The sequence below is a fragment of the Thermoactinomyces sp. CICC 10522 genome (assembly GCF_016055075.1).
Taxonomy (GTDB): Bacteria; Bacillota; Bacilli; order Thermoactinomycetales; family Thermoactinomycetaceae; genus Thermoactinomyces_A; species Thermoactinomyces_A daqus.
Window position 1 is genome coordinate 1 of sequence record NZ_JAECVY010000016.1, and the last position, 12268, is coordinate 12268.

At 50.8% G+C, this 12268-nt stretch carries 8 protein-coding genes; 1 reads left to right on the top strand and 7 read right to left on the bottom strand.

Going from position 1 to position 12268, the window contains the following annotated elements; all coding sequences use genetic code 11:
• The 6 genes from I8U18_RS15060 to I8U18_RS15085 form a co-directional block, all read right to left on the bottom strand.
• A partial coding sequence (locus I8U18_RS15060; protein WP_198064944.1) for a beta-ketoacyl synthase N-terminal-like domain-containing protein occupies positions 1-5391 on the bottom strand: 5391 nt, incomplete at its 3' end.
• Positions 5392-5397: 6 nt separating this feature from the next.
• On the bottom strand, positions 5398-6180 hold the full coding sequence (locus I8U18_RS15065) for an alpha/beta hydrolase (protein WP_033101255.1): 783 nt from the start codon (positions 6178-6180) through the stop codon (positions 5398-5400).
• 109 nt (positions 6181-6289) lie between these two features.
• Positions 6290-6931 (bottom strand): MBL fold metallo-hydrolase, encoded by a 642-nt coding sequence (locus I8U18_RS15070; RefSeq protein WP_370589264.1) that lies wholly within the window; start codon positions 6929-6931, stop codon positions 6290-6292.
• Positions 6932-6954: 23 nt separating this feature from the next.
• A complete protein-coding gene (locus I8U18_RS15075; protein ID WP_033101208.1) occupies positions 6955-7200 on the bottom strand; it encodes an acyl carrier protein in 246 nt (81 codons plus the stop codon).
• A gap of 186 nt (positions 7201-7386) precedes the next feature.
• Positions 7387-9702 (bottom strand): ACP S-malonyltransferase, encoded by a 2316-nt coding sequence (gene fabD, locus I8U18_RS15080; protein WP_198064945.1) that lies wholly within the window; start codon positions 9700-9702, stop codon positions 7387-7389.
• A gap of 104 nt (positions 9703-9806) precedes the next feature.
• Complete coding sequence (locus I8U18_RS15085; RefSeq protein ID WP_160173856.1) at positions 9807-10583, bottom strand: 4'-phosphopantetheinyl transferase family protein; 777 nt, start codon at positions 10581-10583, stop codon at positions 9807-9809.
• Between the two features lie 525 nt (positions 10584-11108).
• Here I8U18_RS15085 and loaP point away from each other — a divergent pair.
• Positions 11109-11645 carry an antiterminator LoaP gene (gene loaP, locus I8U18_RS15090; RefSeq protein ID WP_198055969.1) on the top strand — a complete coding sequence of 179 codons (537 nt, stop codon included), beginning with the start codon at positions 11109-11111 and terminating at the stop codon, positions 11643-11645.
• Between the two features lie 259 nt (positions 11646-11904).
• Here loaP and I8U18_RS15095 read toward each other — a convergent pair whose 3' ends face one another.
• Positions 11905-12228: a YnfA family protein gene (locus tag I8U18_RS15095; protein WP_198064946.1), complete on the bottom strand. Its 324-nt coding sequence runs from the start codon at positions 12226-12228 to the stop codon at positions 11905-11907.
• Positions 12229-12268 lie beyond the last annotated feature (40 nt).

Below are 12268 nucleotides of genomic sequence, written 5' to 3' on the forward strand. Positions count from 1 at the left end.
ACGGCTGTATTGCCCGTCCGCAAACAGCCCTTCATAATCCAGTTCATATCCCTGAACGTAAAGCTCGGCCACAGTGGCCAAATTCTCCAGATAGTCAGCATCCCCGTCCAAATCCTGACAGGCGCGGATGCAGTGGTTGCCGAACTTCTTCAGTGCCGGCAGCTCCCTGTGCTTCCCATCCGTTTCCATCGAGAATACGGTGGAACCGGATTTCCGGTTCAGCCATTGCTCCAATTGTTCAACAGCATCGTCCAAATCACGCACCACACAGGCCAGGCGATGTTTAAAATGCTGTCGGCCGACCAACAGGGTATAGCACATATTTCCGCAATCCGTCTTGTCTTCTTCCTTGCAATGGTCGATGAGTTGGCCCGCCTGTTTCCGCAACTCCTCCTCGGAACGTGCCGACAGAACGAGCAGATAACCGGGCTTGTCCGGGTGCTGCCTTCTGACCTCCGGCGCTTCCTCAATTACCATATGGGCGTTGGTTCCGCTCACGCCAAAGGAGCTGATGGCCGCCCGACGCTTGACTCCGGGCTCAACTTTCCAGTCTCTCAGCTGCGTATTGACAAAAAACGGGCTGTCTTTAAATGAAATATTGGCATTGCCTTTCCTGAAATGAAGAGAAGGCGGGATTTGCTTATGCTTCAGGGCAAGCAGGATTTTGATGAGACCGGCGATCCCCGCTGCCATTTGCGCATGCCCGATATTGGTCTTGATGGAACCGATCGCGCAATATTCCTTTTTGTCCGTATAGGATCGAAACGCTTGCGTCAACGCCTGAAATTCGATCGGGTCGCCCAGTTTGGTTCCGGTTCCATGTGCCTCCACCATCTGAATCTCTTCCGGGTTGATGCCAAACTGGTCATAGACAAAGCGCTCCAGACGTTCCTGAGAACGCTGGCTGGGGGCGGTGATCCCGTTGGTCGTGCCGTCCTGATTGATCGCCGAACCGCGGATCACTCCGTAAATGTAATCCCCGTCCGCAAGGGCGTCCTCCAAGCGTTTCAGAACCACCACGCCAACACCTTCGCCGGGGACAAATCCGTTGGCCCGTTCATCAAACGTATAGCACTGCCCAGTGGGAGACAACATCCCCGCCCGATGCTCCGTCCTGTATAAATCCGGCGTGCATTGAATCGACACGCCTCCGGCCAGCGCCATCTCCGTTTCCCCGGTCCACAGTCCCTGGCAGGCCAGATGCACGGCCACCAGTGAACTGGAACAAGCCGTATCCACCGCAATTGCCGGTCCCTGAAGGTTCAAATAATAGGCAATGCGGGCGGGAATGACCGAGCTCAAATTGCCCCAAAACGCCTGAGGAGGAGAATCGTCATTCAGCAACTGCTGATAATCCCCCCCACTGCAACCCACATAAACCCCGCAGCGGCAACCCTGAATTTTCGCACCGGCATAACCTGCATCCTCCAGAGCATTCCAGCACTCTTCCAGGAAAAGGCGCTGTTGCGGGTCCATCGAAGCAGCTTCCATTCCGGAAATGTTGAAAAAGAGCGGATCAAACTGGTCGATATCTTCGATAAAACCGCCGTATTCCCAAACTTCCGGCTCTCCCTTATTCTCCTGACGCCACCGGGACGCCCTTTCAATGAGATTCGTCCCCTCAGACAAATGCTTCCACAAATCACGCACATTTTTGGATTTGGCAAATCTCCCGCTGACGCCGATGATGGCGATCGGGACTTTCCCGCTTATGACTCCCGTTTCCCCAGCACGCCGTTCCTCTAGCTTCGGCAGCTCTCTCACGGCCCCGGAATCATCCCCCGGATCATATTCGCGGCAAACGCGCTCCGGCTCGCTCCGGCCCAATGCATCCGCAATCGCATCTTTGAAATTGGCCAGCAGATATCGGGTGAGCAGGTTGACTGAACTGTAATCAAACAGAATGGTCGTCGCCAATTCCAGGAAATATTCCTGATTAATCGCTTGGACCAGTTTAATGCCGGTAATGGAATCGACGCCGTAATCGCGAAATGCCGAATCAAAATCGATCTCTTCAGGATCCACAGACAATGCCCCGGCTAAATGATCGACGATCAATGACTGAACCGCCGCTTCCAGCTTTTGATCATTTACGGTCCATCCATGTGCGGTAACATCCGCTTCACCGGATGCATCCCCCTTCTCCGACAGTGAAACCGGCTTCGCTTGCCGCCCTGCCTCTTGCCGGACCTTCCCGTCGCTTTCGGCAATGATGATCTGCTGCCCCCAGGGATGGGCCTTCTGCGCCGGAAAATGCACATTTTCGAATCCTTCCCGCTCCAATACATGCTTCCAAATCGTCGGGGGAACCGCAGGCCCTCCGGGAAGGCGCAACGTTTCATCCTCATACAGCCACCAGCCCTGCAACAGACCGAAGGTTAAATGGAGAAACAGGGAATGGCTGCTGATCTCGTTTAAAACCAATAATCCGTCCTTCTTGAGAACAGCCTTGACCCGGCGCAAAGTGCGGGCAATATCCCTCGTCGCATGCAGGACATTGGTCGCGATGGCCACATCATAGACTCCGGTCTCAATTCCCTGTCCGGCAGCCGGAGCTTCTGCGTCATAAGTGGCATAAGTCAGGTAAGGGTACTGCCTGCCAAATGCTTTTTCCGCATACAATAAAAAAGCTTTGGAAATGTCGGTATAGCAATATTCCTGAATATGCTCCCGGTAAGGCTTCAGCTTCTGCAAAACGCTGATACTTGTTCCACCGGTCCCCGCCCCGATTTCAATGATGCGGATGCGCGCAGCAGGATTCTGATTTACCCGGTCGCGGATGGCATCCTCCACTTTTTGCGCAACAATCTCATTGAAATAATCGGCAACCGCATTGTTGCGATAGATTCCTTCGACCAAATCCATCGAGGAATCGGGAAAGAGGATATCGGTCGCCGGTACCTTGCCCGTAAGAATTTGCGGCAGGTTCCGAAGCGTTCGCTCGACCAAAACCGCCTGTGCCTTCGTATCGGGGGATGACAACCACCGTTCTTTTTGACGTTCCCACTCATTCCATCCATCGCGAGTGACCCGATCGGGGTTGACCACATACCCGTCATCCCCATCTGCTTTCAGATAATGATGCCGCGTCAAAAAGACCAGACTTTGCTCAAGCCATTTGCCGTATAAATTTGCCACCCTGGCTTTCAATCGGGACAAATCGAGACGGTTTCCCTCAAACAGTCCCAGTGACTCCAGTTGCATAAACAGCAGCTTGCAAAGCAGCCCGTCCATTTCACTCATTTGCAGACCGTGTTTGGCCTCGGGAACGTGCGGAATCCCGGAATGCCAAAAACGTTTCCGGTGAAACGGATAGGCCGGCAGCGGCACGGGACGGCTCTTCTTGTCGGAAAACAGTCCGGACCAATCCAGGTCATAACCCTGCACATATAAACGGGAGAGAGCCGTCAGGTGCTCCTGATATTGCTCCGGGGGCAGATCCGGATTTTCTGCCAGTTCCCTGATCAGCCGCTCTCCGCGGGCGATTTGTTTCGGTTCCGGCTGAAATGAAGGCTTTTTCCGCTGCCATACATAATCCTGCGCTGTTCCGATCCGTTTGATTTCATCCAATTTTTGCTTCAGTTCGGCCAAATCTGCGGCAATCACAGCGCACCGAACCGAAAAATGGCTTCGGCCAAAAAATAATGATTTCGCCACATCCTCCGTCGCGTAGTCATCCCCTTTCCGCTCAAGCCAGCTGACCATATCGGCCATTTTTTGCTCCAGGGCTTCTTTGCTCTTGGCCGAAAACGGAAACAGATAATAAGGCCGTCCGGGCGATGGCCCCTCCGTCTCCCCGTTCACGTCCCGTGCCGGGGGTTCCTCAATAATCAGGTGGGCGTTTGTCCCGTTGGATCCGAGAGCACTGAGCCCTGCCCTCAGAGGAACATCCCCGCTCCGTTTCCATTCCTGCCGCTTTGTGCTGATCCAAAACGGGGTTTCTTCTCCACTCCTTTTCTCTCTTTTCCCCGCGTAGAGGGTGGGCGGGATTTCCCCGTGTTTCATGGACAGTAATATCTTGAACAAGCCGGCCATGCCAGCGGCCAGGGCGGTGTGACCGATGTTGGGTTTATGCGATCCGATCACACAAAACCAGGATTTATCCGTAAACATGCGAAATGCTTCAGTCAATGCCTTCAACTCGATAAGGTCCCCGAGCTTCGTCCCGGTTCCGTGCACTTCGATGTAACCGATCGTTTCCGGATCGATCCCCGACTTTGTATATGCATCGATGATCAATTCCTTTTGTGAAGCAGCACTGGGCGAGGTCACTCCATTGGTCCGGCCGGCCTGATTCACGGCAGACCCCTTGATCACGCCGTAGATCGGATCACCGTCCCGGACTGCCGCATCGAGCCGCTTCAAAACGGCTGCACCCACTCCTTCGCCCAAAACCATGCCGTTTGCTTCGGGATCAAACGTTTTGCACTGACCATCGGGAGACAACAAACCAGCCTGTGAAGAAAGGACAAAAAATTCCGGTGTGCTTGCCACAAAAACCCCGCCGGCCAAAGCCATTTCCGACTCACCCTTGCGAATGCTCTCACAAGCCAGATGGATGGCTACCAGAGAAGAGGAACAGGCAGTATCCACCGTAAGACTGGGGCCCTTGAAATTGAAAAAGTAAGAAATGCGCGAAGCGAGCATCGACATTTCATTGCCCCAAAATGTTTGTGCATCGACCCCTCTGTCCCACAGCCCTGCTCTGTAGTCCGACGGCCGTCCGCCGACAAAAACCCCGACTTTTTTTCCTGATAATTTTTCGACGGGATAATGGGCATCTTCAAAAGCCTTATATGCTTCTTCCAGGAATAATCGATGCTGCGGATCCATTCGTTCCGCTTCCGCAGGCGAAATATCAAAAAAGGCGGCATCGAACCGGTCGATCTGTTTCAGAAGCCCGCCCCATTTACTCACAGATCGATTTTTGCGGGCGGGATCGGGATGGTAATAATCCTTCTCCGTCCAACCGGGCCGGCGGATTTCCTCTATGCAGCAATCACCCGCCCTCAGGTGGGCCCAAAATTCCTCCAGGTTTTCCGAACCGGCGAATTTCCCGGAAATACCGATAATGGCAATATCGGATGAGGTCTCTTCGTCGATGGTTGCCATTTCGGGGCCTGATCCCACTTCTTCCGTCATGTAACGGTCGGCAATATGCTCGGCCAATTCCGGAATTCCTCTGTAATCGAAAACCACTTCAACCCCTAAATCAATTCCCAGGCTGCGATTCACCGCTTCCACAAAATCGACTGCCATGATGGAGTTCATGCCCATCTCCATAAAACTTTTATCCAAATCAACCGGTTCCGCCTGTTCACCGGCCACTTGCAAAAATTCCTGAACCAACCTCTCTTTAATCTGTGCAATTGTCCCCAGCCTGCGCTCCATCTTTCCTCACTCCTTGTTTCTGTTTAAAAAAGCAAGGATTTGTTCGGCAACCTCTCTCCAATCCGCTTCCAGCATCAGATCATGGCCCATATCCGAAAAAATCACCGGTTCCGACTGATAAAAACGTCCAAGGGACAAAGTCGTCTTTTTGGAAATCATTTGATCCCGGTCTGACCCGATGATCAACAGGGGAACCTTGGCGACCGTCTTCCTGGGCACCACCCGCATCAGACATTCTCTGCTCGCCTTGAACGATTCAGGTTGCAACTTCCGGTTGAGCGCCTTTTTCTCCTGCTCCGTCGCCTTGTCAGACAGAAACAAATCGACCGGAAAAACATCGGTTTTGCCCCTGTTGAACAATGAGAGTCGGCGAAATTCCCCGGTGCGGGTAAACAGCAGACGCAAAAAATCCCAAAGCATCCCGCCCGGCGGAACAGAAGCCAGCAAGACTGCCGCCTCGATCTGCTCCGGATATTGGTGCAACAGTTTTTGCACCACTGCCCCTCCCATGGAATGACCGATGAGAACCGGTTTCTGTTTTAAGGAAAGCATGACGCGATACACATCATCCTTGTAATCGTCAAGAGAAAAAGAATCGAGGCTTTCACGGCCCTCGCTCCGGCCGTGCCCCCGCAGACTGAGCGCATACGACGGAAAACCCCGGGAACGAAAAAAAGGAAGGAAATGCTCCTTCCAGCACCAGGCTCCGTGATTGGCCCCGTGCACGAACAACAGCGGGACGGTTTTCGCACCCTGCCCGGGGATTTCACAAATCACTTCCAGCTTCATAAATAACTCCTTTTCCTTCATCTTTTGCCCGGGTTTTTCAGGCAAAAAAAACAGGACGGGATCAATGCCCGGGCAAACTTCGCACACTGACGAAATCCGCTATGGAATGCTAGCGAAAATCAAACAGGCCTTTCTGGTTTTTTCTCATTCGGAAACTGATAAAATGTTTGCGATTCAATTGCAGATAAATGTTATGCTCGCGGAGATGTTTCATCGTCTGTCCCGGCGGCTGGCCGAAGGAATGTCCGGGATAAATGCGGACGTGATCGGATATCGCCGCCTTGAGCTTCTGAATGCTGACATACAGATCCTCCGCAGAACCGCCCGGCAAATGGCAGGCGCCACATCCTTCCGCAAAAAGGGTATCACCGGTAAACAGGCTGTCTTCAAGCCAAAAACACATGCTGCCGGCCGTGTGTCCGGGCGTAAGCAGACAGTGCAACTCCATCTGCCGCAAAGAAAGCCGGTCACCGTCTTCCAGTGCGTGCAGTTGCGGGCAACGAAAGCCGGAAACTTCGATCTCCGCCCTGGACATGAACACATCCGGTTGGGCCCGCTCCAGCAAGGGGGGAACCAGATTGACATGATCATGGTGAGAATGAGTCAACAGGATCGCCCGGAGATCCGCTTTTGTCCTTTCAAGCTGCTCCGTGATCTTATTTAATTCCCATGCCGGATCAATCACGATCGCCTGCCTGCTCTCAGGCTCGACGATCAGATAACTGTAATTGATGAAAAAACTGTAACTCATTCTCAACGGATACAGTTCATAAATCATCCATTCAGTTTTTCAAAGAGAATATCAGCCAAACCGCCAATGTTCCGGGCTTCTGACAATTCAACGAGCGGGATCTGCAAAGAGAGCGATTCCAACGTCAGCATAATGATCTCAGCGCGGTCCACGGAGTTGGCACCCAAATCCGCCAAACGGTCATCCGGCCGAAAGGCATGATGCTCCAGTTCCGGAACCACCTCGCGCGCGTGTTGTGTGATGATTGCGAAAATATCCTCTCTTTTCATCTTTCTTCCCCCTTGGGCAAAAGGTCAATTAAAGATCGCAGATTTCATGACATTGCAAAGATATTGGAGGAAATTTTTATGTACCGGGCTCTTGCCGGCCTTTGGATCAGCAGGCAAAAACCCCTCGTTTTCCAAAACCCCTCCATCCAATCCGGTATTTGTCCAACACACATCCGGGTAAATGCTTCAGATCAGCGCCTCCTGCACGGCAGAAGCGGAAAAAAGCCTACCGAATCGTTCGGTTAAAACCCGGGCGGTTTCGTCCAGCAAACGGATGCCGATTTCATCCACATGCCGGTTTCGCCAATTTTCCAGCGGTGTGCCTTTGACCCACTGATTAAACGATCCCAGCGCAGGACCGCAATGGATTTGGTAATCGACTCTGGATTCTTCACTGCCGTTGAGAGCGAGCTGATTGCTGTAGTGAAAATACCATTTGAAAATCATGGCCATCTTTTGCTTGGGGTTCATCTCTGCCTTTTGCAATTCCCCGGGAGAATAATGGCCTTTTACAATTTCATAAACTTCCTCAAAAGTGCGCTTGAAATATTTTTCCTCAATTTGCTTGCGCACCTGGGCATCGATCTCATCCCACGAGTCATGGTGCCGGTACAAATCAAACAATTTATTGGCGCGTGCGGGAAAAAACACCCCTTTTTTCAAAACCTGAATCTTGGCGCCCAATTCAAACAGATCCCCGGCCGGAGCATATTCCGTATCCTGCACATTCATTTTCTCCAACAGATCTTTCACTGCATGGCTTGTCTTCGCTTCCACCGTACATTGATTGATCGAACCTGTCAGGATATAGTCCGCCCCCATCGTAAACGCGGCAGCCGCAGCTTCAGGCGAACCGATCCCTCCGGCTGCTCCTACGCGAATCTCCTTGGCATACCCATACTTGGCCACAAGGCGGTCCCGCAATTTCAAAATGGCCGGCAGCAGAGCATAAGCCGCGCCGCCATCAGTATGCCCGCCGGAATCGGCTTCAACGGTCAAATCATCGGCCATCGGCACTTGTTTCAGCATATCCGCTTCCTGCCGGGTGATTTTTCCTTCGCTGAGCAACTTGTCAACGATGCGTTCCGGGGCCGGACTTAAAAACGCTTCCGCCACTTCCGGGCGCGAAACTTTGGCAATGATTTTATTTTGGCACTTCACGGAGCCATCAACGGCCCTCGTAACACCCTTGGCGCGATAGAGAACAAGTGCGGGCGTGATGCTGAGAAAGGCGGAAGCTTCGATCACAGGCACATTGTGCCTTAAAAACAATTGGACGATCGCTTCTTCCTTTGCCGGGTCGGCCAGCTGGTGAACGAGATTGAATCCGTAGGCCTCTCCCTTGTTCAGTTCTCTCTGGATCGCCAGAATCGCCTCTTCGATTTCATTCAGCTGCAATCCCCCGCTGCCGAAGAATCCCATCATTCCCGCCTTGCCCACTCTCACGACCAATTCCTTCGAGGCGATCCCCCGATACATGCCGCCGGTGAGATAAGCGTATTTCAGGTTGTAATCCCGCTTAAACGAAGCGCTTCCCAAAGATGAGGCCGTGATGCGGAACGAAGCCGGTTCATCTGCCGCTGCCGCGCTTTTTGCGGGGACTGGCAAAAGCTCCCCGGCAACCGTTTGCTCTTTTTCCTCCACTTTCAAAGGCTCCGCTTCTCTTTGAATGCGCCGAATCAAGCCTTTGAGCACATTGCCCGGCCCCACTTCCTCAAAGTCCGTTTCTCCTGCTCCCATCAAATATTGAATGCTTTCCGTCCATCTGACAGGATGGTCAATTTGCTCGATCAGCTTTTGCTTTATGTCCGCACCATAGGGCCTTGCACTCACATTGGAAATGACGGGAATGGCCGGTGCAAACAGCGTAAAGCCGTTTAAAAAGGAGGCAAACTCCGCTTTGATCTCCTTCATATACCGCGAATGAAAAGCGCCACTCGTTTTTAAGGGGACAAACATCCGCACCTTTTCCATTTGCCCGAAAATCGCCTGCGCCCGTTTAAGCTCCTCGGTCGGGCCGGAAATGACAATCTGGGTCGGTGAATTGAGATTGGCAATATCCAGGCGGTCCAAGCCGTTCCCCGACAAAACTTCCGCAATCTCCGCCTCTTTCAGGCCGATGACCGCCGCCATGCCGCCTCCCGTACAACGGCCCATCAACTCCCCTCTTTTTTTCACCAATGTCAAACCGGTCTCAAAATCAAATACACCCGCGGCAAACAGCGCATTGTATTCCCCCAGACTGTGTCCGGCCACATAATCGGGTTTCCCGCCGGTCTCCTTCATCTTTTTCAAATAATGAAGGGCATTGACTGTAAACAACGCCGGCTGCGTAAACTCGGTAAAGCCCAATTTTCCTTCCGAATCTTCCAGACACAATTCTTTAATGGAGTATCCCAGAATCTCATCCGCCACCTTCGTCAATGCGGGGAATTCATCAAATAATGTTCCTCCCATTCCTTTGCTCTGGGCTCCCTGTCCGGGAAATACATAAACGGTCATTCCATTTTCCTCCCCTTTGCTTGATCCAGAGGCAACGAGCACCGGATTTCTTTTCAAACTCCTATGTAATTCCGCATTCCATCCTCCCCCGACACTCTAGTGCTTTACACTCTCCCTCCCTTTAACAAACCGGAAAGATCGTCCAGCAGATCCCTGACCATTCCGGTCTCCCATACGGCTCTCTTCGGATAAGCGATGGAACAAATATAAGGCTCAAAAATGAAAGAAGCCGCGCAATACTGCGGAAAATGGACAAAATGGCTGACAATCACACGATCGTTGATTTCTGTTTTTTCTATTAAAAAAATTCCAACAGAAGAGGTCAGCCCCGTCTTCAACACTTTCGACATACTTTCTTTCACAGTCCAGAAAAGAGTGAGGGCCGTTTCATAAGCAAACGGAATCGATTTGGCGAGGTCCTGTTCCCTGACAGTCAATTGCCTTTCCAGTACATCTTTTTTCTCAGGGCAAATTCTCTCTATATCAATCCCCATCGGCACTGCTTCCGGAAAAGCAATCGCCGCTCCGAGATCGTCACAATGGGTGATGCTCACTTGAACCTTCGACGAACCCGGATAAACGGCGACTGGCTGATGAAAAATTCCATGTTCAATTAAAACCCGTTCCGGCTTTTCTTCTCCAATCAGGAACGAAACCGCTCTTTTTCCTGCATATCTCCCGGCGAGATAGCTTTTGATTCTCCGTTCAAACTGAAGGGTGTCAAAATATTCCCTTTCTTTTGCTTGGAGGAATTTCACCGTCTGCATATATGCCATCATCCGACGGGAATAACACAGGCACAGACCGGCCATATAATTTCTATCCATTCCTTTTAAAATTAACTCCGCCGTCCATGTTTCCGGCAAATCACTTGCCATCATGGTTTCAGACTCCCCGCCGGCCTTTTTTCCCCTTTGTCTGCGATCATCATCCCTCCGCTCCTCTCCCATCACCTGTCGGATTTTAATTCGTCAAGCCATAAAAGTGCCTGAAGACACACTTCTCCCCGTTCGTCTGTATGCATACACACTACCATAACCGTTTCGTATGTTCCCCAAGATCCTCCAACGTGCCGAAACAACGATTGAATTCTCTCAGGTGCATAAGGAGGTAAATCCATTTCCTGAAGTAACTTTTAACACTTAAATACTTTCAAATTATTTTCAGATATGATACTATCATACTATTCATAAATCTATTATTTGTCAATCTCTTATGATTATTATGTATAAAGGGCCGGATGGCAAGGGCCCGCTTTATTTCCTAGTCTTGTTCCGTTCCAACGTCGTTTGACTGATTGCCACTTTCCTTGTTCCCAGCTTTATCTTTCCCCGTCTGTGATTTGGTTGAAACTGAAAGTTGCAAATTCCAGTGCAAAAACAATTTCACTCCGGGAGGATTACTGAATGAACTGGTATGCACTTTTTGTAGAAACCGGTCAAGAGGAAACTGTGAAAAAGCTGCTTCACCTGCATTTTGATGAATCTACGCTTTCTGCGTTTGTCCCCAAGAGAAGGGTCCCCGAAAAAAAGCTGGGCAAAATTTATCACGTTCTCAAAAAAATGTTTCCTGGTTATGTGCTCATTAAAACCAAAATGAACGCAGATCTTTTTTACAAAATCAAAAAAATCCCCAAATGTTATCGCATCCTGGGTAACAGAACGCATCATTCAAAAGACGACGAGGCCTATTATTCAACGATTGATGAAGAGGAAATTTCCCCGATCCTGAAGCTGATCGGCAATGATGAAGTCGTCGATTATTCGAAAATTTATGTGGAAAACTCGAGAGTCTTCGTTCAATCAGGGCCGCTGAAGGGGATGGAAGGGATAATCAAAAAAGTGGATAAACGCAAAAAAAGAGCGAAAATCCTCCTGAACTTTATGGGTACCGAAAAAATGATCGATGTGGGGGTCGAAATCATAGCCAAATCGAATTCCTGACGGAAGCCTTGTGATGCCGTTTCCGGTCATTGCCGGACTTAGTTCATTTCAGCCCGAACTTGAACCGGTTTACGCCATCATTGAATTTTTGCCGTACTCACAGTACAAACTCGAATATTGAAGCAACCCAAATTTTTTTCGGCAATTGGATTCCATTGTTTTGATTCTTTGTTATTTCTCCCCAGCAGCCGGCATGGCCCGAATTCAGTCATGGAGAGGGGGTGATTACTTGTCTTTTCAGCCGATTACTTCGCCGGATTCAATTTCGCGGCCCCCACAACATGATGGCCGCACCGAATAAACAAATAACGGCACCAATCCAATCGTAAAGATCGGGTGTTTTCTTGTCGATCACCCAGCCCCATAAAACAGAAAGAACAATAAAAACCCCGCCGTAAGCGGCATACACTCTCCCAAAGGAAGGAAACGACTGCAAAGTGTCCACGACTCCGTACAACGCCAAAACAATCCCGCCAAAAATACCCCAATAAAGAGGTTTGCCCTCTCTCAACCACAGCCAGACCAGATACCCTCCACCGATTTCAAACAAACCAGCCAACAGAAAAAGCAAGATCGCTTGCAACGTGTCTACCCCTTCTGAATCAAAATCGATTTTTGCCAAT